Source organism: Pseudomonas sp. FW305-3-2-15-E-TSA4, assembly GCF_058787295.1.
Genome location: NZ_JBYSZP010000003.1, coordinates 15,787 through 40,576 on the forward strand (window position 1 = coordinate 15,787; position 24,790 = coordinate 40,576).

General features: G+C 61.4%; 19 protein-coding genes and 1 pseudogene. 18 read left to right on the forward strand and 2 right to left on the reverse strand.

Features of this window, described 5'->3' with window-relative positions; genetic code table 11:
• Positions 1–98: 98 nt before the first annotated feature.
• From hutC to AC3WMV_RS04600, 18 genes are all read left to right on the forward strand, one after another.
• Positions 99–809: a histidine utilization transcriptional repressor HutC gene (gene hutC, locus AC3WMV_RS04515; RefSeq protein ID WP_162803449.1), complete on the forward strand. Its 711-nt coding sequence runs from the start codon at positions 99–101 to the stop codon at positions 807–809.
• Positions 806–1,375: a HutD/Ves family protein gene (locus tag AC3WMV_RS04520; RefSeq protein WP_027611280.1), complete on the forward strand. Its 570-nt coding sequence runs from the start codon at positions 806–808 to the stop codon at positions 1,373–1,375. Before hutC ends, AC3WMV_RS04520 begins: the two co-directional genes overlap by 4 nt.
• 458 nt (positions 1,376–1,833) lie before the next feature.
• Entirely contained in the window at positions 1,834–3,531 is a 1,698-nt protein-coding gene (gene hutU, locus AC3WMV_RS04525; RefSeq protein WP_027611281.1) for a urocanate hydratase, read from the forward strand.
• A gap of 154 nt (positions 3,532–3,685) precedes the next feature.
• Entirely contained in the window at positions 3,686–5,158 is a 1,473-nt protein-coding gene (locus AC3WMV_RS04530; protein WP_103368322.1) for a purine-cytosine permease family protein, read from the forward strand.
• A gap of 69 nt (positions 5,159–5,227) precedes the next feature.
• Positions 5,228–6,196 carry an ABC transporter substrate-binding protein gene (locus AC3WMV_RS04535; RefSeq protein ID WP_027611283.1) on the forward strand — a complete coding sequence of 323 codons (969 nt, stop codon included), beginning with the start codon at positions 5,228–5,230 and terminating at the stop codon, positions 6,194–6,196.
• An 84-nt stretch (positions 6,197–6,280) separates the two neighbouring features.
• Positions 6,281–7,132 (forward strand): ABC transporter permease, encoded by an 852-nt coding sequence (locus AC3WMV_RS04540; protein WP_027611284.1) that lies wholly within the window; start codon positions 6,281–6,283, stop codon positions 7,130–7,132.
• Entirely contained in the window at positions 7,129–7,959 is an 831-nt protein-coding gene (locus tag AC3WMV_RS04545; protein ID WP_047601084.1) for a quaternary amine ABC transporter ATP-binding protein, read from the forward strand. The genes AC3WMV_RS04540 and AC3WMV_RS04545 overlap by 4 nt, the downstream gene beginning before the upstream one ends.
• A 178-nt stretch (positions 7,960–8,137) precedes the next feature.
• Positions 8,138–9,661 (forward strand): histidine ammonia-lyase, encoded by a 1,524-nt coding sequence (hutH, locus tag AC3WMV_RS04550; RefSeq protein ID WP_103368323.1) that lies wholly within the window; start codon positions 8,138–8,140, stop codon positions 9,659–9,661.
• Between the two features lie 116 nt (positions 9,662–9,777).
• The gene (gene hutH, locus AC3WMV_RS04555; RefSeq protein ID WP_103368324.1) at positions 9,778–11,310 is read left to right on the forward strand and encodes a histidine ammonia-lyase; all 1,533 of its coding nucleotides are present in this window, start codon (positions 9,778–9,780) and stop codon (positions 11,308–11,310) included.
• Between the two features lie 102 nt (positions 11,311–11,412).
• Positions 11,413–12,618, forward strand: a complete 1,206-nt coding sequence (gene hutI, locus AC3WMV_RS04560; RefSeq protein ID WP_095137983.1) for an imidazolonepropionase — start codon at positions 11,413–11,415, stop codon at positions 12,616–12,618.
• Positions 12,619–12,628: 10 nt separating this feature from the next.
• Positions 12,629–13,432 carry an N-formylglutamate deformylase gene (hutG, locus tag AC3WMV_RS04565; protein ID WP_096794678.1) on the forward strand — a complete coding sequence of 268 codons (804 nt, stop codon included), beginning with the start codon at positions 12,629–12,631 and terminating at the stop codon, positions 13,430–13,432.
• Positions 13,433–13,673: 241 nt separating this feature from the next.
• Positions 13,674–14,645, forward strand: coding sequence for a prolyl aminopeptidase (gene pip / locus AC3WMV_RS04570; RefSeq protein ID WP_003220824.1), 972 nt, complete (start codon positions 13,674–13,676; stop codon positions 14,643–14,645).
• Positions 14,642–15,079 (forward strand): D-aminoacyl-tRNA deacylase, encoded by a 438-nt coding sequence (gene dtd, locus AC3WMV_RS04575; protein WP_027611289.1) that lies wholly within the window; start codon positions 14,642–14,644, stop codon positions 15,077–15,079. The genes pip and dtd overlap by 4 nt, the downstream gene beginning before the upstream one ends.
• Before the next feature lie 307 nt (positions 15,080–15,386).
• Positions 15,387–17,171, forward strand: a complete 1,785-nt coding sequence (locus AC3WMV_RS04580; protein WP_167734086.1) for a glucan biosynthesis protein G — start codon at positions 15,387–15,389, stop codon at positions 17,169–17,171.
• A complete protein-coding gene (gene mdoH / locus AC3WMV_RS04585) occupies positions 17,164–19,734 on the forward strand; it encodes a glucans biosynthesis glucosyltransferase MdoH (protein ID WP_103368325.1) in 2,571 nt (856 codons plus the stop codon). The genes AC3WMV_RS04580 and mdoH overlap by 8 nt, the downstream gene beginning before the upstream one ends.
• 372 nt (positions 19,735–20,106) lie before the next feature.
• On the forward strand, positions 20,107–20,904 hold the full coding sequence (locus AC3WMV_RS04590; protein WP_003220833.1) for a transporter substrate-binding domain-containing protein: 798 nt from the start codon (positions 20,107–20,109) through the stop codon (positions 20,902–20,904).
• A gap of 129 nt (positions 20,905–21,033) precedes the next feature.
• Positions 21,034–21,993, forward strand: coding sequence for an amino acid ABC transporter permease (locus tag AC3WMV_RS04595; protein ID WP_027611292.1), 960 nt, complete (start codon positions 21,034–21,036; stop codon positions 21,991–21,993).
• On the forward strand, positions 21,986–22,720 hold the full coding sequence (locus AC3WMV_RS04600) for an amino acid ABC transporter ATP-binding protein (RefSeq protein ID WP_095137988.1): 735 nt from the start codon (positions 21,986–21,988) through the stop codon (positions 22,718–22,720). The genes AC3WMV_RS04595 and AC3WMV_RS04600 overlap by 8 nt, the downstream gene beginning before the upstream one ends.
• A 146-nt stretch (positions 22,721–22,866) precedes the next feature.
• Here AC3WMV_RS04600 and AC3WMV_RS04605 read toward each other — a convergent pair whose 3' ends face one another.
• Together AC3WMV_RS04605 and AC3WMV_RS04610 are read right to left on the reverse strand one after the other, a co-directional pair.
• Positions 22,867–23,739, reverse strand: coding sequence for a methyl-accepting chemotaxis protein (locus AC3WMV_RS04605; RefSeq protein ID WP_371915146.1), 873 nt, complete (start codon positions 23,737–23,739; stop codon positions 22,867–22,869).
• Positions 23,722–24,783: pseudogene (locus tag AC3WMV_RS04610) on the reverse strand (methyl-accepting chemotaxis protein); the annotation flags it as partial. The pseudogene AC3WMV_RS04610 and the gene AC3WMV_RS04605, both read right to left, overlap by 18 nt.
• Positions 24,784–24,790: the final 7 nt, after the last annotated feature.

Genomic DNA, 24,790 nt, shown 5'->3' on the forward strand with positions numbered 1-24,790 from the left:
TGCCTGCCCGGTAAACTCCGGCAAGCTAGCAACCTTCATCCAATGAACAGGGATCAACCGTGCCGACTCCGCCTCCAGTCTCCCCGTTGGCCGCGAATATGGGCGACAGTCCGGCGCCCTTGTACGCCCGCGTCAAACAGATGATCACCCAGCAGATCGACAGCGGTAACTGGCCACCGCACTACCGCGTGCCATCGGAAAGCGAACTGGTCAGCCAGCTCGGTTTCAGCCGCATGACCATCAACCGCGCGCTGCGTGAAATGACCGCCGACGGCCTGCTCGTGCGCATGCAAGGTGTAGGCACGTTTGTCGCTGAACCGAAGAGCCAGTCCGCGTTGTTCGAAGTGCACAACATCGCTGATGAAATTGCCTCCCGTGGCCATCGCCACACCTGTCAGGTGATCACCCTCGAAGAAGAGGCCGCCGGCTCCGAGCGCGCGCTGGCACTGGACATGCGCGAAGGGCAGAAGGTGTTCCACTCGCTGATCGTGCATTACGAGAACGACATTCCTGTGCAAATCGAAGACCGCTTCGTCAACGCGCTGGTCGCCCCGGAATACCTCAAGCAGGACTTCACCCTGCAAACCCCTTACGCCTATCTCAACCAGGTCGCGCCACTGACCGAAGGCGAGCACGTCGTCGAGGCGATCCTCGCCGAGCCGTCCGAGTGCAAGTTGCTGCAGATCGAAAAAGGCGAGCCTTGCCTGCTGATCCGTCGCCGTACGTGGTCGGGGCGTCAGCCGGTGACCGCCGCGCGTTTGATTCACCCAGGTTCCCGTCATCGTCTGGAAGGACGCTTTCATAAATGAGTCAGGTAAAGGTTTTACGCGCTGAAGGCTACCCGCGCATGCCGTGGAAAAACGGCGGCGGCAGCACCGAAGAGATTACCCGTGATGCGGGTGCCGGCCTCGATGGTTTCGGCTGGCGCCTGTCGATTGCCGACATTGCCGAGTCCGGTGGTTTCTCGACCTTTGCCGGTTACCAGCGGGTGATCACGGTATTGCAGGGCGATGGCATGACCCTGTGCGTCGATGGTGATGACACGCGGCCGCTGTTACCGCTGGACCCGTTTGCCTTCAGCGGCGAAAGCCAGGTGTCCTGCACCTTGCTCGGCGGCGCGATCCGCGACTTCAACCTGATCTACGCGCCGCAGCGGTACAGCGCGCGGTTGCAGTGGCTGGATGGCGAGCAGCGGTTTTTCAGCTCGGCGACGACGGTGCTGGTGTTCAGTGTCAGTGAGCTGCTGCAAGTGCAGGTTGCTGACAACACTGCGCAACTCGGCCGCCATGATTGCCTGCAACTGGACGGTAACACCGGTCTGGTTGAAGTTGCGGTGAATGCCGCGTGCTGCGTGATTGAGCTGACCGCGCGCTGATCCAACTCTGGTAACACTCCTGTGGTGAGGGGATTTATCCCCGATGGCGGCGCAGCAGACCTTTTGGGACTGCTACGCGCTCCATCGGGGATAAATCCCCTCACCACAATTGCATTTCAATTCCTGTTTCCCTAGGCGCACCAACTTGTTACCGAACGCCCCAGCGTGGCGCAAAACCACGGGTTCGTAACGATCCGCCGAATCCTCAATTCCTCCCCGCAAAAATTTTCATCCACGCCGTAACCCTTGTCTCAGGCGCTCTGCAGCCCTGTCCGCGATTTTTCTTGTACAGCCCTTCAGCAAGTTGGCCGCTTGATTGCATATGCTTGTATGTACAAGTAAAGACGTATGCGTATAAGTCCGCAGCGTCCACTGATTCGCTTGTCGCGCATTGAGGCGCGCAGGCTGCTTGCCCACTGCCAGGGTTGGTTTGAATTGATCGCTGAGGAGTCTTTTTCGTGACTGACAATAAGCCTACAACTGCCGTTTATACAAAGAGACGTGACGTCGAAATCCGTGCATCGCGCGGCAACAAGCTGACCGCCAAGAGCTGGCTGACCGAAGCGCCGCTGCGCATGCTGATGAACAACCTCGATCCGGAAGTGGCCGAGAATCCGAAAGAGCTGGTGGTCTACGGTGGCATCGGTCGCGCGGCGCGTAATTGGGAGTGCTACGACAAAATCGTCGAAAGCCTGACCAATCTGAACGACGACGAGACCCTGCTGGTGCAATCGGGCAAACCGGTCGGCGTGTTCAAGACCCACAGCAACGCCCCGCGCGTATTGATCGCCAACTCCAACCTGGTGCCGCACTGGGCGAGCTGGGAACACTTCAACGAACTCGACGCCAAAGGCCTGGCCATGTACGGCCAGATGACCGCCGGCAGCTGGATCTACATCGGCAGCCAGGGCATCGTTCAGGGCACCTACGAAACCTTCGTCGAAGCTGGTCGCCAGCACTACAACGACAACCTCAAAGGCAAGTGGGTCCTGACCGCGGGTCTGGGCGGCATGGGCGGTGCTCAGCCACTGGCCGCTACCCTGGCCGGTGCCTGCTCGCTGAACATCGAATGCCAGCAGGTGAGCATCGATTTCCGCCTGAAAAGCCGCTACGTCGACGAGCAGGCCAAAGATCTCGATGACGCCCTGGCGCGCATCGCCAAATACACCGCCGAAGGCAAGGCGATCTCCATCGCCCTGCTGGGCAACGCGGCAGAAATTCTGCCAGAACTGGTCAAGCGCGGCGTGCGTCCGGACATGGTCACCGACCAGACCAGCGCCCACGACCCACTCAACGGCTACCTGCCGGCGGGCTGGACCTGGGACGAATACCGCGCCCGCGCCAAGACCGAGCCGGCCGCTGTGATCAAGGCCGCCAAGCAGTCGATGGCCGTCCACGTCAAAGCGATGCTGGACTTCCAGAAACAAGGCATTCCGACCTTCGACTACGGCAACAACATCCGTCAGATGGCGCAAGAAGAAGGCGTGGAAAACGCGTTCGACTTCCCGGGCTTTGTACCGGCCTACATCCGCCCACTGTTCTGCCGTGGCATCGGTCCGTTCCGCTGGGCGGCGCTGTCGGGTGATCCGCAGGACATCTACAAAACCGACGCCAAAGTCAAAGAGCTGATCCCGGACGACGCGCACCTGCACAACTGGCTGGACATGGCCCGTGAGCGCATCAGCTTCCAGGGTCTGCCGGCACGTATCTGCTGGGTCGGTCTGGGCCTGCGCGCCAAGCTCGGTCTGGCGTTCAACGAAATGGTGCGCAGCGGCGAGCTGTCGGCACCGATCGTGATCGGTCGCGACCACCTCGACTCAGGCTCCGTTGCCAGCCCGAACCGCGAAACTGAATCGATGCAGGACGGTTCCGACGCCGTGTCCGACTGGCCACTGCTCAATGCGCTGCTGAACACCGCGAGCGGCGCGACCTGGGTTTCCCTGCACCACGGCGGCGGCGTGGGCATGGGCTTCTCCCAGCACTCGGGCATGGTGATTGTCTGCGACGGTACTGACGAAGCGGCCGAGCGTATTGCGCGCGTGCTGCACAACGACCCGGCCACTGGCGTCATGCGTCACGCCGATGCCGGTTACCAGATCGCTATCGACTGCGCCAAGGAGCAGGGGCTGAACCTGCCGATGATTACCGGTAAATAAACGCACAACCTTGTGGGAGCGAGCCTGCTCGCGAATGCGGTCTGTCAGCCACCACACATGTTGAATGTGCTGACGCCTTCGCGAGCAGGCTCGCTCCCACACTAGTGCGCAAGACGCTCAGTGAACTCGAATAACAATCCACAGAGGTTGAATCATGGCTGTAACCCCCGATCGTGCAGGCAACAAACCGTTGATCGAAAGGCGTTCGATCGACTACATCCCGGAAGCGGAAAGACACGGTCGTCTGTTGAGCCAGTTCACCCTGTGGATGGGTGCGAATCTGCAAATCACCGCGATTGTCACCGGGGCGCTGGCCGTGGTGCTGGGCGGTGATGTGTTCTGGTCGTTGATCGGTCTGTTGATCGGTCAACTGCTGGGCGGCGGGGTGATGGCGCTGCATGCGGCGCAAGGGCCGAAACTGGGCCTGCCGCAGATGATTTCCAGCCGCGTGCAATTCGGCGTCTACGGCGCGGCGATCCCGATCGTGCTGGTGTGCCTGATGTACCTGGGCTTCACCGCCACCGGTACGGTGCTTTCCGGCCAGGCGCTGGGCCAGTTGTTTGGCGTCAGCGACACGGTTGGCATCCTGCTGTTCGCCAGCGTCATCGTGGTGGTCACGGTGCTCGGTTATCGGGTGATCCACTGGATCGGCCGGGTTGCCAGTGTCATCGGCGTGATTGCCTTCGTGTATCTGTTCAGCCGTCTGCTGAGTCAGGTGGATGTGGGCGCACTGTTGCAGATCCGTCACTTCAGCTGGAGCAGCTTCCTGCTGGCGGTGTCGCTCGCGGCCTCCTGGCAGATCGCGTTCGGCCCTTATGTGGCTGACTATTCGCGTTACCTGCCGAGCAAGATTTCCTCGGTGAAAACCTTCTTTGCCGCTGGCGCCGGTTCGGTCATCGGTGCGCAGGTGGCGATGGTCCTCGGCGTATTCGCCGCGGCCTCGGCCAACGGCCAGTTTGCCGGTCACGAAGTGGCCTACATCGTCGGACTGGGCGGCACCGGTGCCACGGCGGCGCTGCTGTACTTCAGCATCGCGTTCGGCAAGGTGACCATCTCGACGCTGAACTCCTACGGCAGCTTCATGTGCATCGCCACCATCATCAGTGGTTTCAAAGGGCACCTGACCGTTACGCGTATGCAGCGTCTGGTGTTCGTGCTGGTGATCGTCGGCGCGGCAACCCTGATCGCCTTGCTCGGTCAGCACTCGTTCCTCGGTGCGTTCAAGTCGTTCATCCTGTTCCTGCTGGCGTTCTTCACGCCATGGAGCGCGATCAACCTGGTCGACTACTACTGCATCACCCGCGAGCGTTACGACGTGCCGGCGCTGGCCGATCCTAACGGTCGCTACGGGCGCTGGAACCTGCTCGGGATCAGCGTCTATGTGTTCGGCGTGCTGGTGCAACTGCCGTTCATCTCCACCAAGTTCTACACCGGCCCGCTGGTGGCCGCCCTCGGTGACGTGGATATCTCCTGGATCATCGGTCTGGTGCTGCCTGCTGCCCTCTATTACGTGTGCGCAAAAAAATGGCACGGCTCAGTGCCTGATCAACTGATTCTGCCGGTCGAGCAGAACAGCGTTGTACCACCTGAAAAAAGTGGGGCCGGGCGCGCTGCGGCGCAGGCCTGATTGGACGTGGACAGGGCTGGATGCCTCTTGACTGCCGTAAGCCAATTCATGATTAGGAGCGTCGCAACAATGAAATCGAACAAGACCCTGCTCACCACACTGTTGTCCATGGGCCTGCTGGCCAGTGCCGGTGCCACTCAGGCAGCCGGTTGGTGCGAGTCCGGTAAACCGGTGAAATTCGCCGGTCTGAACTGGGAAAGCGGCATGCTGCTGACCGACGTGCTGCAAGTGGTGCTGGAGAAAGGTTACGACTGCAAGACCGACAGCCTGCCGGGTAACTCCATCACCATGGAAAACGCCCTGAGCAGCAACGACATTCAAGTGTTCGCCGAAGAATGGGTCGGCCGCAGCGAAGTCTGGAACAAGGCCGAGAAGGCCGGCAAGGTCGTCGGTGTCGGCGCCCCGATCGTCGGCGCAATCGAAGGCTGGTACGTGCCGCGCTACGTGATCGAAGGCGACGCCAAACGCAAGATCGAGGCAAAAGCCCCGGAGCTGAAAAACATCGCCGACCTGGGCAAGTACGCGGCTGTTTTCAAAGACGCCGAAGAGCCGTCCAAGGGCCGTTTCTATAACTGCCCGGCGGGCTGGACCTGCGAGCTGGACAACAGCGAAATGCTCAAGAGCTACGGCCTGGAAAACACCTACACCAACTTCCGCCCGGGCACAGGACCTGCGCTGGATGCGGCGGTGCTGTCGAGCTACAAGCGTGGCGAGCCGATCCTGTTCTATTACTGGTCGCCAACCCCGCTGATGGGCCAGATCGACGCGGTCAAGCTTGAAGAAAAACCGGGCGTCGACAAGAGCGTGAGCATCAAGGTCGGCCTGTCGAAAACCTTCCACGAGCAGGCGCCAGAACTGGTGGCCGTGCTGGAAAAGGTCAACCTGCCGATCGACCTGCTGAACCAGAACCTGGGCCGCATGGCGAAGGAACGTATCGAGTCGCCAAAACTGGCGAAAATCTTCCTCAAGGAACATCCTGAGGTCTGGCACGCGTGGGTCAGTGACGACGCAGCCAAGAAAATCGACGCGGCGCTGTAGGTCGATACCTCCCGGTCAACCGTGAGGCTGGCCGGGAGATATGCCGTAAATCGCTTGATTGAGATTTCTGATTGAGAGCCGCTTATGTTTCCCGAAAGCTTTACCTTTTCCATCGCCGACTGGGTCAACGGTTGGGTCGATTCGCTGGTCACCAACTACGGTGATGTGTTCCGCCACATCTCGGACACCCTGCTGTGGGCCATCGTCAACCTTGAAGGCCTGCTGCGCGCGGCGCCGTGGTGGTTGATGCTGGCGATCGTCGGCGTGGTCGCCTGGCACGCCACGCGCAAAGTGCTGACCACCGCTGTCATCGTCGGTCTGCTGTTCCTCGTCGGTGCTGTCGGCCTGTGGGACAAACTCATGCAGACCCTGGCGCTGATGATGGTCGCGACGATCATTTCGGTGCTGATCGGCATTCCGCTGGGGATCCTTTCGGCGCGCAGCAATCGCTTGCGTTCGGTGCTGATGCCGCTGCTCGACATCATGCAGACCATGCCCAGCTTCGTGTACCTGATTCCGGTGCTGATGCTGTTCGGCCTGGGCAAGGTCCCGGCGATTTTCGCCACGGTGATCTACGCCGCGCCGCCGCTAATTCGCCTGACCGATCTGGGCATCCGTCAGGTCGACGGTGAAGTGATGGAAGCGATCAACGCTTTCGGTGCCAACCGCTGGCAGCAACTGTTCGGCGTGCAACTGCCGCTGGCTTTGCCAAGCATCATGGCCGGGATCAACCAGACCACCATGATGGCCCTGTCGATGGTGGTGATCGCCTCGATGATCGGCGCCCGTGGCCTGGGTGAAGACGTGCTGGTGGGGATTCAGACCCTCAACGTCGGACGCGGCCTCGAAGCCGGTCTGGCGATTGTGATTCTCGCAGTGGTCATCGACCGCATTACTCAGGCGTACGGTCGGCCACGGCATGAGGTGAGCAAATGAACAACGCAACCGTGAGCAAGATCGAAGTCAAAAACGTTTTCAAGATTTTCGGCAACCGCGCCAAGGACGCACTGGCGATGGTCGGCCAAGGCAAGACCAAGGATCAGGTGCTGAACGAAACCGGTTGCGTGGTCGGGGTCAACGACTTGTCGCTGAGTATCGGCACCGGTGAGATCTTCGTGATCATGGGCCTGTCCGGTTCCGGCAAATCGACCCTGGTGCGCCACTTCAATCGCCTGATCGACCCCACCAGCGGCGCGATCCTGGTCGATGGCGTGGACATCCTGCAATACGACATGGAAGCGCTGCGCGAATTTCGCCGGCACAAGATCAGCATGGTGTTCCAGAGCTTCGGCCTGCTGCCGCACAAGACCGTGATCGAGAACGTCGCCTACGGCCTGAAAGTGCGCGGCGAGAGCAAGCAACTGTGCGCTGAACGCGCGTTGCACTGGATCAACACCGTGGGCCTCAAAGGCTACGAAAACAAATACCCGCATCAGCTCTCCGGCGGCATGCGCCAGCGTGTCGGCCTGGCCCGCGCCTTGGCGGCGGACACCGACATTATCCTGATGGACGAAGCGTTCAGTGCGCTGGATCCGTTGATCCGCGCCGAGATGCAGGACCAGTTGCTGGAGCTGCAAAAGACCCTGCACAAGACCATCGTCTTCATCACTCACGACCTCGACGAGGCCGTGCGCATTGGCAACCGCATCGCGATTCTCAAGGACGGCCGCCTGATCCAGGTCGGCACGCCAAGAGAGATCCTGCATTCGCCGGCAGACGAGTATGTTGACCGGTTCGTGCAGCGGCGGGCGGCAGTAGTCTGAAATGGATTGCCTTTGTGGCGAGGGGATTTATCCCCGATGGGTGGCGAAGCCGCCCCCAAACATTGCATGCGGTGCACCTGAAACATCCTGGCTGCAGGTTTTGGGGCTGCTGCGCAGCCCATCGGGGATAAATCCCCTCGCCACAGGGTGTATCAACAGAATTGGCATGAGGTTTTAGATGTCCCAGGCTGAAAAAATCATCATCACCGGCAACCCCCTGCGTTGGCAGGACGTGGTCGCCGTCGCCCGTCACGGCGCGCAACTGGAGTTATCGAGCGAGACCTGGGCGCGCATCGAAAACGCTCAGGCCATCGTCCAGCGCATCGTCGAAAGCGGCGAGCGTGCCTATGGCGTCAACACCGGTCTGGGTGGTCTGTCCAACGTTTCGCTGAAGGACGAACAGCTCAGCCAGCTCTCACGCAACACCCTGCTCAGCCACGCCTGCGGCGTCGGCCCGGTGCTGCCTGATGAGCAAACCCGGGCAATCATCTGCGCCGCAATCCACAACTACAGCCACGGCAAATCCGGCATTCACCGGCGGGTGGTCGAAGCGTTGCTGGCGCTGCTCAATCGCGGCATCACCCCGCAGGTTCCGTCGCAAGGCTCGGTGGGTTACCTGACGCACATGGCGCACATCGGCATCGCGCTGCTGGGCGTGGGCAATGTCAGCTATCGCGGGCAGATCACTTCGGCGCAACAGGCGCTGGCCGAAGAAGGCCTGCAACCGGTGCAGCTCGGGGCGAAGGACGGCTTGTGCCTGGTCAACGGCACGCCGTGCATGACCGGCCTCAGCTGTCTGGCGATTGCCGACGCGACGCGCTTGGTGCAATGGGCCGATGTGATCGGTGCCATGAGTTTCGAAGCGCAGCGCGGGCAGATCGCCGCGTTTGATGCCGAGATCATCGCGCTCAAGCCGCACCCCGGCATGCAACAGGTCGGTAGCAACCTGCGCGCCTTGCTCGATGGCAGTGAAGTAATCGCGACCGCCAAAGGCATTCGCACTCAGGATGCGCTGAGCATCCGTTCGATTCCGCAGGTGCACGGCGCTGCGCGCGATCAACTGGAACATGCGATCAAACAGGTCGAAGCCGAACTCAACGGCTGCACTGACAACCCGTTGCTGCTGGGCACGCCCGACAACTTCCGGGTGATGTCGCAGGCCAACCCGCACGGCCAGTCAGTGGCGATGGCGGCGGATCTGCTGGCGATTGCCATGGCTGAAATCGGCTCGATTGCCGAGCGCCGTCTCGATCGTCTGGTCAACCCGCACGTCAGCGGTCTGCCGGCGTTTCTGGTGGCCAATCCGGGAGTGAACTCCGGGATGATGATCGTGCAATACGTCGCCGCTTCGCTATGTGCCGAGAATCGCCAACTGGCGCAACCGGCAGTGCTCGACAACTACGTCACCTCGGGCCTGCAGGAAGACCACCTGAGCATGGGCACCAGCGCCGCGCTGAAGCTGCACCGCGCCCTGGAAAACTGCACGCAGATCCTCGCCATCGAATACCTGCTGGCGGCGCAGGCCTTTGAATTCCTCAAGGAGCAGCGCTTTGGTGCGGGCACTGACCGGGCGTGGCGCCTGCTGCGCGAAACCGTCCCGGCCTACGATCAGGATCGCTGGCTGGCGCCGGATATCGCCGCCGCCGCCAGCGTGCTGAAAAACCCGAATGCGCTGCACAACGTATTACCGAATCTGCACTGACAACTACCCATACCAGCGTGCCAAGGCGCGGATCGTCCACAAGACGAGAAACGACGGATAACGGAATGCTCCGGAGCGACTGGTAGTTAATAACAATGTTCAAAAGGAGCATTTTAATGACTGCGCTGAACCTGATTCCCGGCCAACTGAGCCTGGCCCAACTGCGTGATGTCTATCAGCAACCGGTCAAGCTGACCCTCGACCACAGTGCTGCGGCGCAGATCGAGGCCAGCGTCGCCTGCGTCGAGCAGATCCTCGCCGAGAACCGCACTGCATACGGCATCAACACCGGCTTCGGCCTGCTGGCGTCGACCCGCATCGCCAGCGAAGATCTGGAAAACCTACAGCGTTCGCTGGTGCTGTCGCACGCCGCCGGTGTCGGCCAGCCGATCAGCGATGAGCTGGTGCGCCTGATCATGGTGCTCAAGGTCAACAGCCTCAGCCGTGGTTTTTCCGGCATCCGCCGCGTGGTGATCGACGCGCTGATCGCGCTGATCAACGCCGAGGTTTATCCGCATATTCCGCTCAAGGGTTCGGTGGGTGCATCCGGTGACCTCGCGCCATTGGCGCACATGTCGCTGGTGCTGCTGGGCGAAGGCAAGGCGCGCTACAAGGGCGAATGGATGGAAGCCACCGAAGCGCTGAAAGTCGCCGGTCTGACCCCGCTGACCCTGGCGGCGAAAGAGGGTCTGGCGCTGCTCAACGGCACTCAGGTGTCCACGGCGTTTGCGCTGCGCGGTCTGTTTGAAGGTGAAGACCTGTTTGCCGGTGCGCTGGCTATTGGCGGTCTGACGGTTGAGGCGGTGCTCGGTTCGCGCTCGCCGTTCGATGCACGTATTCACGCCGCTCGTGGCCAGAAAGGTCAGATCGATGCCGCCGCCGCATATCGCGATCTGCTCGGCGAGCGCAGCGAAGTGTCCGACTCGCACCAGAACTGCGAGAAGGTTCAGGACCCGTACTCCTTGCGTTGCCAGCCACAAGTCATGGGCGCCTGCCTGACCCAGTTCCGTCAGGCCGCCGATGTGCTGGTGGTCGAAGCCAACGCGGTGTCCGACAACCCGTTGGTGTTCGCCGCTGAAGGCGATGTGATTTCCGGTGGCAACTTCCACGCCGAACCCGTGGCCATGGCCGCCGACAACATGGCCCTGGCCATCGCTGAAATCGGCTCGCTGAGCGAACGCCGTATCTCGCTGATGATGGACAAGCACATGTCGCAACTGCCGCCGTTCCTGGTGGCCAATGGCGGGGTCAACTCCGGCTTCATGATCGCTCAGGTGACCGCCGCAGCACTGGCCAGCGAGAACAAGGCGCTGTCCCATCCGCATTCGGTCGACAGCCTGCCGACCTCGGCCAACCAGGAAGACCACGTGTCGATGGCTCCGGCCGCCGGCAAGCGCCTGTGGGAAATGGCCGAGAACACCCGCGGGATTCTCGCGGTGGAATGGCTGGCGGCGGTGCAGGGGCTGGACCTGCGCAACGGTCTGAAGACTTCGGCCAAGCTGGAGCAGGCCCGGGCGATTCTGCGCCGCGAAGTGCCGTTCTATGAGAAGGACCGCTTCTTTGCACCGGACATCAATGCGGCGACCGAGTTGCTGGCGTCGCGCTGCTTGAGCGAATTGGTTCCGGCGAAATTGCTGCCTAGCCTGTAATGGCCTCTTCGCGAGCAGGCTCGCTCCCACAGGAGAATGCATTTCAACTGTGGGAGCGAGCCTGCTCGCGAAATCGATTTTGAATACTGTGGAGACTAAGGGATGAAAACCCTCTGGCAACACTGCCACGTCGCAACCATGGCGCAGGGCGTCTACTCGATCATCGAGGATGCGGCCATTGTGACGTCCGGTGCGCACATCGAGTGGATCGGTCCGCGCAATCTGCTGCCGTCCGGTGAATACCCGGCGGTCAACGATCTGCAAGGCGCGTGGGTGACCCCGGGCCTGATCGACTGCCACACCCACACGGTGTTCGGCGGCAACCGAAGCGGCGAATTCGAGAAGCGTCTGCAAGGCGTCAGCTATGCCGAGATCGCGGCGCAGGGCGGCGGCATTGCCAGCACCGTGCGCGCCACCCGTGAAGCGAGCGAAGACGAGCTGTTCGCCAGCGCCGCCAAGCGTCTGAAAAGCCTGATGCGCGACGGCGTGACCACGGTCGAGATGAAGTCCGGCTACGGTCTCGATCTGGCCAGCGAACGCAAGATCCTGCGGGTCATTCGTCGCCTGGCCAAGGAGCTGCCGATCAGCGTGCGCAGTACCTGTCTGGCCGCCCACGCGCTGCCGCCGGAGTACAAGGATCGCGCTGACGACTACATCGAGCACATCTGCGCCGAGATGCTCCCGGCATTGGCCGCCGAAGGGCTGGTCGATGCGGTGGATGCGTTTTGCGAGTACCTGGCGTTCTCGCCGGAGCAGGTCGAGCGGGTGTTCATCACCGCACAAAAACTCGGCCTGCCGGTGAAGCTGCATGCCGAGCAATTGTCGTCGCTGCATGGCTCCAGTCTGGCCGCACGGTATCACGCGTTGTCTGCCGACCATCTGGAGTTCATGGACGAAGACGACGCCATCGCCATGGCCAAATCCGACACCGTCGCGGTGCTGCTGCCGGGTGCGTTCTACTTCCTGCGCGAAACCCAGTTGCCGCCGATGGACGCCCTGCGCAAACACAAGGTCAAGATCGCCATCGCCAGTGACCTCAACCCCGGCACCTCGCCGGCGCTGTCGTTGCGCCTGATGCTGAACATGGCCTGCACCTGCTTCCGCATGACCCCGGAAGAAGCCCTGGCCGGCGCGACCATTCACGCCGCGCAAGCGCTGGGCATGGCTGATACCCACGGTTCGCTGGAAGTCGGCAAGGTCGCGGATTTCGTCGCCTGGCACATCGATCGTCCGGCGGATCTGGCCTATTGGCTCGGTGGTGATCTGGACAAACGCGTCGTGCGTCACGGCGTCGAATCAAGTCTGTAGGAGAGCGGTTGTGGATAAGGTTCTGAGTTTCAAACAAGGTCGCGTACCGCTGCTGATCAGCATGCCGCATGCCGGCGTGCGCCTGACGCCAGCGGTCGAAGCCGGGCTGATCGCCGACGCGAAAAGCCTGCCGGACACCGACTGGCACATTCCGCAGCTCTATGACTTTGCCGAGGAACTGGGCGCCAGCACGTTGGCCGCCGAATACTCGCGGTTCGTCATCGACCTTAACCGTCCGTCCGATGACAAACCGTTGTATGCCGGCGCCACCACCGGGCTGTACCCGGCGACGCTGTTCGATGGCATTCCGCTGTTCCGCGAAGGGCACGAGCCCTCGAAAGCAGAGCGCGCGACCTACCTGGAACAGGTCTGGACGCCGTATCACCGCACCCTGCAACAAGAGCTGGCGCGGCTGAAGGCCGAGTTCGGCTATGCGCTGCTGTTCGACGCGCATTCGATCCGTTCGATCATCCCGCACCTGTTCGACGGCAAACTGCCGGATTTCAACCTTGGCACCTTCAACGGCGCCAGTTGCGATCCACAATTGGCGACGCAACTGGAAGCCATCTGCGCCCGTCACGATCATTACAGCCACGTGCTCAACGGACGCTTCAAGGGCGGCCACATCACCCGCCATTACGGCAACCCGGCCGAGAACATCCACGCCGTGCAACTGGAGTTGTGCCAGAGCACCTACATGGAAGAGTTCGAACCGTTCCGCTACCGCGCCGATCTGGCAGAGCCGACGCGGGTGGTGCTCAAGGAGTTGCTGCAGGGCCTGCTGGCCTGGGCAAAGTCGCACTACACCGCATAACCCCTGTGGGAGCGAGCCTGCTCGCGAAGGCGTCCGTTCAGCCAGCATCTACGTTGAATGGCACACCGCATTCGCGAGCAGGCTCGCTCCCACAGGATGGTGGATAGCCTGCGAAGTTTACGGCTGACAAACGCTGACTGCTCTGGAGCATGCTCATTGACGTAAATCGGGTTTATGATGCCGAACGGCAGAATAATAGAAGTCCCCCCAGGGATGACCTCGACCCCTTACGGAGCGCGCAATGCAGACATTGTTTCCGCAGATCAAACCCCACGCCCGGCACGATCTGGCTGTCGATGACACCCACACGCTGTACGTCGATGAAAGCGGCTCGCCGGAAGGCTTGCCGGTGGTGTTCATCCACGGCGGCCCGGGTGCCGGTTGCGACGCGCAGAGCCGTCGCTATTTCGATCCGAACCTGTATCGCATTGTCACCTTCGACCAGCGCGGCTGCGGACGCTCCACCCCGCATGCGAGCCTGGAAAACAACACCACCTGGGATCTGGTCGCTGACCTTGAGCGTATCCGCAAGCACTTGGGCATCGATAAATGGGTGCTGTTTGGCGGTTCGTGGGGTTCGACTCTGGCGCTGGCCTACGCGCAAACCCACCCGGAGCGCGTACACGGTCTGATCCTGCGTGGGATCTTTCTCTGCCGTCCGCAGGAAATCGAGTGGTTCTATCAGGCCGGTGCCAGCCGTCTGTTTCCCGATTACTGGCAGGACTACATCGCGCCAATCCCGCTGGACGAGCGCGACGATCTGCTCAGCGCCTTCCACAAGCGTCTGGTCGGTAACGATCAGATTGCCCAGATGCACGCGGCCAAGGCCTGGTCTACGTGGGAAGGACGCACCGCGACCCTGCGCCCGAATCCGCTGGTGGTCGACCGTTTCTCCGAACCGCAGCGCGCCCTGTCGATCGCGCGGATCGAGTGTCACTACTTCACCAACAATGCGTTCCTCGAGCCGAACCAGTTGATCCGCGACATGGGCAAGATCGCTCATCTGCCGGGGGTGATCATTCACGGTCGCTACGACGTGATCTGCCCGCTGGACAACGCCTGGGAGCTGCATCAGGCCTGGCCGAACAGCGAGCTGCAGGTGATTCGTGACGCCGGTCACGCCGCCTCCGAACCGGGCATCACCGATGCGCTGGTGCGTGCCGCGAGCAACATGGCCCGTCGCTTGCTCGACCTGCCGCCCGAAGAAGCATGAAGGGGCTGTTACAGCGCGTGCGCGGTGCACGGGTCGAAGTCGCGGGAGAGACAGTCGGCGCGGTGGATCAGGGTTTGCTGGTGCTGGTGGCGGTCGAACCCGACGATACCCGTACCAGCGCCGACAAACTTTTGCATAAGCTGCTTAACTATCGGGTATTCAGTGACGCCGAGGGCAAGATGAATCTGTCCCTGGCGGATGTCGGTGGCGGGTTGCTGCTGGTCTCTCAGTTCACCCTGGCCGCTGACACCAAGAGTGGGTTGCGCCCGAGTTTCTCGACCGCGGCCCCTCCGGCATTGGGCGAGGAATTGTTCGACTATCTATTCAACAAAGCGAAACAGATGCATGGCACTGTGGCATCAGGTAGATTCGGCGCGGATATGCAGGTGCACCTGGTCAACGATGGCCCGGTAACCTTCCTGTTACAGACATGAAAGCCCTTGAAACACCTTTTCAAGGGCTTTTCGACTGAAAACAGGCGTTTTTCGCGATAAATACTTTGTTACCCCTGATGCGTTGTCACGCGGGCTACTAGATAATCGCGCGCTATGGGGATCAGCGTTCGCTGTTCCATTTTTGACTTAGGTAGAGACTTGTCTGGATCCGATTGGGGAATCATTTTGCCCCAGCGGAGTCGGAACAATGCTCGCCAACCTGGCATATAGATAGCTGGCCGTTGGTTTTTTGATCTGTTTTCGGCGAGGGTTGCTCGTGATTGTTAGTCCCTGTAATGCAGCAAAAATGTCTGCCAAACGCATGCGAAGTGCCCTGGTAGCCGGCTCGGCGCTCCTGTGCCTGCTCAGCGCCGGCCAGCTTTGGGCGTTCAATCTTGACGATGTATCAGCCAAGGCTAAAGAGCTGGCCGGGCAGAAGTTCGAAGCCCCGCGCAGCAACCTGCCGAACGAATTCCGCGACATGAAGTTCGCGGATTATCAGAAAATCCGCTTCCTCACCGAAAAGGCTGAGTGGGCTGATCAGAAGACACCGTTCAAGCTGTCCTTCTATCACCAGGGCATGCACTTCGACACGCCGGTGAAAATCAACGAAATCACGGCGAACACCGTCGAAGAGATCAAATACGATCCGACCCGCTTCGATTTCGGCGACCTCAAGTTCGATCCGAAGGCCACTGAACAACTGGGCTACGCCGGTTTCCGTGTGCTGTACCCGATCAACAAGGCCGACAAACAAGACGAAATCATGACCATGCTCGGCGCGAGCTACTTCCGCGTCGTCGGCAAGGGTCACACTTACGGTCTGTCGGCCCGTGGTCTGGCGATCGACACCGCACTGCCGTCGGGCGAAGAATTCCCGCGTTTCCGCGAGTTCTGGATTCAGCAGCCGAAGCCGGGTGACAAGCATCTGGTGATCTTCGCCCTGCTTGATTCGCCGCGCGCCACCGGTGCCTATCGCCTGATCCTGCGTCCGGGCAGCGACACCATTGTCGACGTCAAGGCGCAGATGTTCCTGCGTGACAAGGTCGGCAAACTGGGCATCGCACCGTTGACCAGCATGTTCCTGTTCGGCGCCAACCAGCCGTCGAAAGTCCTCAACTACCGTCGTGAACTGCACGACTCCAGCGGTCTGTCGATCCATGCCGGCAACGGCGAGTGGATCTGGCGTCCGCTGAACAACCCGAAACACCTGGCCGTGAGCAACTTCAGCGTCGAGAACCCGCGTGGTTTCGGTCTGCTGCAGCGTGGTCGCGACTTCAGCCACTACGAAGACCTCGACGATCGCTACGACAAGCGCCCAAGCGCCTGGATCGAGCCGAAGGGCGAGTGGGGCAAGGGCACCGTTGATCTGGTAGAGATTCCGACTGCCGACGAAACCAACGACAACATCGTTGCGTTCTGGAGCCCGGAAACCATGCCGGAGCCAGGCAAGCCGCTGGACTTTGCCTACCGCCTGCACTGGACCATGGACGAAGCGGCGATTCACGCCCCCGACAGCGCCTGGGTCAAGCAGACCCTGCGTTCGACCGGTGACGTCAAGCAGTCGAACCTGATCCGTCAACCGGATGGCAGCGTTGCCTACCTGGTCGACTTCGAAGGTCCATCGCTGGCGGCTCTGGCCCCGGATGCCGATGTGCGCAGTCAGGTCAGCGTTGGCGATAACGCCGAACTGGTCGAGAACAGCGTGCGTTACAACCCGGAAACCAAGGGCTGGCGCCTGACCCTGCGCATGAAGATCAAGGACGCGAGCAAGTCCACCGAGATGCGGGCCGCCCTGGTACAGCCAGTGGTCACCGCTGATCTGGCCAAGTCTTCGGTACCGGCGTCGAACTCGTCGGTGGCCAAGGCGGACAAGGTCGCGGCCAAGCAACAAGAGAAAGACGAGAAGGAAGCCAAGGCAGCCGAGGCCAAACAGGCCGACGCCAAGCCAGCCGCAGATGCCAAGGACAAGGCCAACAAAGACGCCAAGCAGCCAGCGGCTGCGAACGCGGCCCCAGCCACACCGGAATCGGCACCGACTGAAGAAGTCCTGACCGAGACCTGGAGCTATCAGTTGCCTGCCGATGAGTAACTCTCAAGTACAGCCAGAGACTCTGTCCGAGTATCTGGCGCATCTGCCGATGACCGACGAGCAGCGCGCGGAACTCGCGGGCTGCCAGTCCTTCAGCGAACTGCACCAGCGTCTGTCGTCGCCGACGTTCGACGCGCCTGCCGAAGCCGCCCAGGCTTCGGTGGGCAAGCGCCTGACCCTGAGCACCGCCGAGGAGCTGGAAGAGGCGGAAATGCTGGTGCTCGACGCCAGCGGTCGGGTCAGCATGAAGGCGACTCCGCCGATCCGTCGGACCAAAGTCGTGCCGGAGCCTTGGCGCACCAATATTCTGGTGCGTGGCTGGCGCCGCCTGACCGGGCGCACCAACCCGCCGCAGCCGCCGAAGGACGAAAACGTCTTGCCGGCAGCGCGCTGGCGCACGGTTGGTTCGATTCGACGTTACATTCTGTTGCTGCTGATGCTCGGTCAGACCATCGTTGCCGGCTGGTACATGAAAGGCATCATGCCGTACCAGGGCTGGTCGTTCGTCGATCTGGACGAAGTGCTGCACCAGCCGCTGCTGCAAACCGCCACGCAAGTGCTGCCGTATGCGCTGCAGACCAGCATCCTGATCCTGTTCGGGATTCTGTTCTGCTGGGTCTCGGCCGGTTTCTGGACGGCACTGATGGGCTTCCTCGAGTTGCTCACCGGTCACGATAAATACCGTATCTCCGGCAAAAGTGCCGGCAACGAGCCGATTCCGAAAGACGCTCGTACGGCGCTGGTGATGCCGATCTGCAACGAAGACGTGCCCCGGGTATTCGCCGGTCTGCGCGCCACCTTCGAGTCGGTCGCCGCTACCGGTGATCTGGATCGCTTCGACTTCTTCGTCCTCAGCGACAGTAACGACACCGATATCTGCGTCGCCGAGCAGCAAGCCTGGCTGGACGTCTGCCGTGAAGCCAAGGGCTTCGGCAAGATCTTCTATCGCCGCCGTCGCCGCCGTGTGAAACGCAAGAGCGGCAACCTCGACGACTTCTGCCGTCGCTGGGGTGGTGACTACAAGTACATGGTCGTGCTCGACGCCGACTCGGTGATGAGCGGCGAGTGCCTGACCAGTCTGGTGCGTCTGATGGAAGCCACGCCGGACGCCGGGATCATCCAGACCGCGCCGCGAGCGTCGGGCATGGACACCCTGTATGCGCGCATGCAGCAGTTCGCTACCCGCGTGTACGGTCCGCTGTTCACCGCCGGTCTGCACTTCTGGCAGTTGGGTGAATCCCACTACTGGGGTCACAACGCGATCATCCGCATGAAGCCGTTCATCGACCACTGCGCCCTGGCGCCGTTGCCGGGCAAAGGTGCGTTCTCCGGTGCCATCCTGTCTCACGACTTCGTCGAAGCCGCGTTGATGCGCCGTGCCGGTTGGGGCGTGTGGATTGCCTACGACCTGCCGGGCAGCTACGAAGAACTGCCGCCGAACCTGCTCGATGAGCTCAAGCGTGACCGTCGCTGGTGCCACGGCAACCTGATGAACTTCCGCCTGTTCCTGGTCAAAGGTATGCACCCGGTGCACCGCGCAGTGTTCCTCACCGGCGTGATGTCGTACCTGTCGGCGCCGTTGTGGTTCTTCTTCCTGGTGTTGTCGACCGCGCTGCTGGCGGTGAACACGCTGATGGAGCCGCAGTACTTCCTGGAACCGCGTCAGCTCTATCCGCTGTGGCCACAATGGCACCCGGACAAGGCGATCGCGCTGTTCTCGACCACCATCGTGCTGCTGTTCCTGCCGAAGCTTTTGAGCATCATCCTCATCTGGGCCAAGGGCGCGAAAGAGTTCGGCGGCAAGTTCAAGGTGACTCTGTCGATGCTTCTGGAGATGCTGTTCTCCATGCTGCTGGCGCCGGTACGGATGATTTTCCACACCCGTTTCGTCCTCGCCGCGTTCCTCGGCTGGGCCGCGACCTGGAACTCGCCGCAGCGTGACGATGACTCCACACCTTGGAGCGAGGCGGTCAAGCGCCACGGTCCGCAGACCCTGCTGGGTTTCTGCTGGGCACTGCTGGTGATCTGGCTGAACCCGAGCTTCCTCTGGTGGCTGGTGCCGATCGTCGGTTCGCTGATGCTGTCGATCCCGGTGTCGGTGATTTCCAGCCGTGTCGGTCTGGGCCTCAAATCCCGTGACGAGAGCCTGTTCCTGATTCCCGAGGAATACAATCCGCCACAGGCGCTGCTGGCGACCGATCAGTACACCCACGAGAACCGCTGGCACGCGCTGAACGACGGCTTCATCCGCGCCGTGGTCGATCCGCAGCAGAACGCCCTGGCGTGCTCGCTGGCGACGGCCCGTCACGGTCAGGCCGAGCCGATCGAATGGCTGCGTCAGGAACGTGTACGTCACGCCCTGAAGGCTGGCCCGGCGGCACTGAGCAACCATGATCGCCTGCAACTGCTGAGCGATCCGGTAGCTCTGTCGCGTCTGCACGAGCTGGTCTGGGCCGAAGATCACAAGGAATGGCTGGATGCCTGGCGTGCTTCGGTGAAAGCCGATCCGCATGCGCCGCTGTTGCCACTCAAGCCTGTGAGCTTGCAGGCGCAACCGGCCTGATGAAGAAACCCCGCTAACTAGCGGGGTTTTTTTATGGCGCTGAAAAGCCCCCTCATCGGAACGCCGCCCGCCTAACCCTCTCCCGGAGGGAGAGGGGACTGACCGGATTGGATATTCGAGTTGCATCGACCTGAGAAATCGAGTCGAACTTAGCTTTCGAATATTTCCCCTATCGGCTCCCTTTCCCCCTCTCCCCTCTGGGGAGAGGGCTGGGGTGAGGGGTGGCCCTTGATTGTTAAACAAATCGTCCATAAAACCTTGTGCAAAAAATCGAGTGCGTTAGCATCCGTCCCCGAATTGGCGCGCCCGGACGATCTTGTCCATTTCAGTCGGTTTTCGCGCCGCAATTGCAATGGTTTTGGGGACTTGAAGATGAAGAAGTATCTGTCGATGCTGCTGGTCGGCGTCACGGCACTGGTTGCAGTCAATGCGGCGCACGCCGGTGCAATCGATGACGCGGTCAAGCGCGGCACGTTGAAAGTCGGTATGGATCCGACCTACATGCCGTTCGAAATGACCAACAAGCGCGGCGAGATCATCGGCTTCGAAGTCGACATCCTCAAAGCCATGTCCAAGGCCATGGGCGTCAAGCTGGAGCTGGTGTCCACCGGTTACGACGGGATCATTCCGGCCCTTATGACCGACAAGTTCGACATGATCGGCAGCGGCATGACCCTGACTCAGGAGCGCAACCTGCGCCTGAACTTCAGCGAACCGTTCATCGTGGTCGGCCAGACCCTGCTGATTCGCAAGGAACTGGAAGGCACCATCAAGTCCTATAAAGACCTGAACACCGCCGACTATCGCATCACCTCCAAGCTCGGCACCACCGGTGAAATGGTTGCCAAGAAGCTGATCGCCAAGGCCAAGTACCACGGCTACGACAACGAGCAGGAAGCCGTGCTCGACGTGGTCAACGGCAAGGCCGACGCCTTCATCTACGACGCGCCGTACAACGTGGTCGCGGTGAACAAGGTCGGCGCCGGCAAACTGGTGTTCCTCGACAAGCCGTTCACCTACGAGCCGCTGGCCTTCGGTCTGAAGAAGGGTGATTACGACAGCATCAACTTCATCAACAACTTCCTGCACCAGATCCACGAAGACGGCACCTACGATCGCATCCATGACAAGTGGTTCAAGAGCACCGAGTGGCTCAAGGACATGGAATAACACTGGGTCAGTCAGACCGAGTCGCCCCATTCGCGAGCAGGCTCGCTCCCACATTGGAATGCATTCCCCTGTGGGAGCGAGCCTGCTCACGAAGAGGCCCTCCATAGCAACAAAAATCCGGAACCTGCAATGAAACAGAAAAAAGCCCAATGGCCCTGGCACGTCCTGACCGTGCTGGTGCTGGTCGGCCTGGCGGGTGCGTTGTATTACGCCACGTCGCTGATGTCCTACGAATGGCGCTGGAACCGCGTGCCGCAGTACTTCGCCTATCAGGCCGAAGAATCCCAGCGTGCCACCGACATCTCCACCGTCACCGAGCTGGTGCGCAAGGGCGGCAGCGCGCAGGTCACTCTGCGCAACGATGCCGGTGACGAGCAGCACCTGACTGTCGACGAGAACAGCCTGCAATTCGCTCAGGGCGACGATGTGGCCGAAGGCGACGTCGTGGGCGTGACCCGGCACTGGGCGGCAGGGCCGCTGCTGTGGGGCCTTTGGACCACGCTGTGGCTGTCGGTGGTGTCGGGTGTGCTCGGTCTGCTGATCGGTCTCGTCACCGGGTTGTGCCGCCTGTCGAGCAACCCGACCCTGCGCGACCTGTCGAGCATCTACGTCGAACTGGTGCGCGGCACGCCGCTGCTGGTGCAGATCTTCATTTTCTACTTCTTCATCGGCACGGTGATGAACCTGTCCCGGGAGTTCGCCGGGATCGCCGCGCTGTCGCTGTTTACCGGCGCCTACGTGGCCGAGATTATCCGTTCCGGGGTGCAGTCGATTGCCCGTGGCCAGAACGAAGCGGCGCGTTCGCTCGGTCTGAGCGCGGGCCAGTCGATGCGCCACGTGGTACTGCCGCAAGCATTCAAACGCGTACTGCCGCCGCTGGCCGGGCAGTTCATCAGTCTGGTCAAGGACACCTCGCTGGTGTCGGTGATCGCCATCACCGAGCTGCTGAAAAGCGGCCGTGAAGTCATCACCACCTCGTTCTCGCCGTTCGAGATTCTGTTCTGCGTTGCCGGCCTGTATCTGTTGATTAACCTGCCGCTGTCGAAAATCGCCAGCCGTCTTGAGCGGAGGCTCGCGCAAAGTGATTGAAGTCCGCGATCTGGTAAAAGTTTTCGACACCCGTGGTCAGGTAGTCCGGGCTGTGGATAACGTCACTACTACGGTGGCCAAGGGCGAAGTGCTGGTGGTGATCGGCCCGTCGGGCTCGGGCAAATCGACCTTCCTGCGCTGCCTCAACGGCCTGGAAGAGTTCGACTCGGGCTCGGTGAGCATCGACGGCCTGCAACTGGCCGACCCGAAAACCGACGTCAACGCTTACCGCCGCGAAGTCGGCATGGTCTTTCAGCATTTCAACCTGTTCCCGCACATGACCGTGCTGGAAAACCTCTGTCTGGCGCAGAAAGTCGTGCGCAAGCGTGGGCAGAAGGAAAGTGAGGCCAAGGCCTTGGCGTTGCTGGAAAAGGTCGGTATTGCGCAGAAGGCTCGGGAATATCCATCACGCCTGTCCGGCGGCCAGCAACAGCGCGTGGCGATTGCCCGGGCGCTGGCGATGGACCCGAAAGTGATGCTGTTCGACGAACCGACTTCGGCCCTCGACCCGGAAATGGTCGGCGAAGTGCTGGATGTGATGAAGAACCTGGCCGTGGAAGGCATGACCATGGTCTGCGTCACCCACGAAATGGGTTTCGCCCGGGAAGTGGCGGATCGGGTGCTGTTCTTCGATCACGGCAAACTGCTGGAAGATGCCTCCCCAGCGGAGTTTTTTGATGCGCCGAAGGATCCGCGGGCACAGGCCTTTCTGCGTCAGGTCTTGTAATTTCAGCGTCTCTCAGGACGCCTTCGCGAGCAGGCTCGCTCCCACAGTTGACCGAGTTGTCCAGGCGGACGCGGTCCAATGTGGGAGCGAGCCTGCTCGCGAAAGCATCACCTCGGTTCAGAGCGAACCGAGGTTTTCGGGTCACCTCAAACCTTGAACCGCCCCACCAGCATCTGCAGATGCGTCCCCAACCGCGCCAGCTCAACACTCGACGCCGCGGTCTCTTCACTCGCCGCCGACGTCTGATCCGACACATCCCGCACATTCAGCACGCTACGGTTGATCTCCTCGGCCACGGCACTCTGCTGCTCGGCTGCCGCTGCAATCTGCTGGTTCATCGCCTGAATCGCCGAGACGGTGCGGGTGATGCTTTCCAGTGAGCCACCGGCGCGGCGGGTCAGTTCGACGCTGCTGTCGGTCAGGCTGCGGCTGTTGTCCATGATCGTCGCCACTTGCTGGGTGCCGTTCTGCAGGCCGACGATCAGCTCTTCGATCTCTTCGGTGGACTTCTGCGTGCGCTGGGCGAGGCTGCGCACTTCATCGGCAACCACCGCAAAACCACGCCCGGCCTCACCGGCACGCGCTGCTTCGATCGCGGCGTTGAGCGCCAGCAGGTTGGTTTGCTGGGCCACCGACTTGATCACGTCGAGCACGCTGCCGATCTTGTCGCTCTCGCGCTTGAGTTCGCCCATGGCTTCGGTGGAGTGGCCGACTTCGACGGCCAGACGCTCGATCTGCGCGATGGCTTCACCCACCACTTTGTCGCCTTCGCGGGCCTGCTGGTCGGCGGCCACAGCGGCTTCGGAAGCTTCCTCGGCGTTGCGCGCGACTTCCTGCACAGTGGCGGCCATTTCGTTCATGGCGGTGGCGACCTGATCGGTCTCGACTTTCTGATTGTTGACCCCGGCGCTGGTCTGCTCGGTGACCGCCGACAGTTCCTCGGCGGCGCTGGCAATCTGCGTGACGCCGTCGCTGATGCCACCGATCAACTCGCGCAGGCCTTGGGTCATGCTCTGCATCGAGCGCTGCAACTGGCCGAGTTCGTCGCGACGCTGTGACACCAGGTTGTGGGTCAAGTCGCCGGCAGCCACGCGCTCGGCGACCTTCAGGGTCTGATTCAGTGGAATGATGATCTGCCGGGTGATCGCCCACGCGGCCAGCAAACCGAAGGCCACGGCCAGCAGGGTGGCGATGATCAGCATGTTCTTGGCGTGCGCGGCATCGGTATCGCGCACCACGGTTTGTGATTCGGTGAGCTTCTTGCTGAGGTCGAGGAGGATGTCGCCCTGCGCCGTCATGGTTGCCCCGGCCTTGGCATTGTTCACCTGCGAGTCGCGGAACTGAGCGACCGCCGCGCGATAAGCCTTGATCGAGTCGGTGGCCTGTTGCAGGTTGGCGATGTGCTGTTCGGGCAGTTTCGCCGGCAGGCTGTCGAGGTTTTTCAGTGCATTGTCGATGGCGTCCAGCGCGGGCTGCTCCGCCTCGGCCTTGCCGCTGTAGGTGTAGCCGCGCACCTGATAGCGCGCTTGCTGCAACAGTTTGCTCAGTTCGATCACGCTGTTGAATTGCGCGACGCTGTCACCTTGCAGCATGGATTTCTCGACTTCCGAGACTTTGGCCACGGCATTGTCGGCACTGGCGCCGAGCTTGCTGCGCGCGTCCTCACGCTGCACGGTGGCCTGTGTCATGTCGGCGAAGGCACGTTTGTACTCGGCGACAGCGGCCAGTTGCTGATCGACCATGGCCGCATCTGAGGGCTGCTCGATCAGGTCGCGCGCGGTTTGCAAGCCGCTGGCGAGTTTGGCCAGCAACTCGTTGACCGCGCCCGGGCCTTGTTCGCCACGACGCGCTTCATAGTCCAGACGCGCCAGGCGCAGGTCCTTGGTCAGTTCATTGAGGCTGGAGATGAAACCGAGCTTGTCGCCACGGCTGATAATGCCGCCCATGCCGGTCCAGCCGGTAAAGGTAATCAGCAGGGTGAGCAACAGCACCAGGCCGAAACCGATGCCCAGTTTGCGTTTGACGCTGACGTTCCCAAGATTCTCGGCTAACCAACGGTACATGCGACGA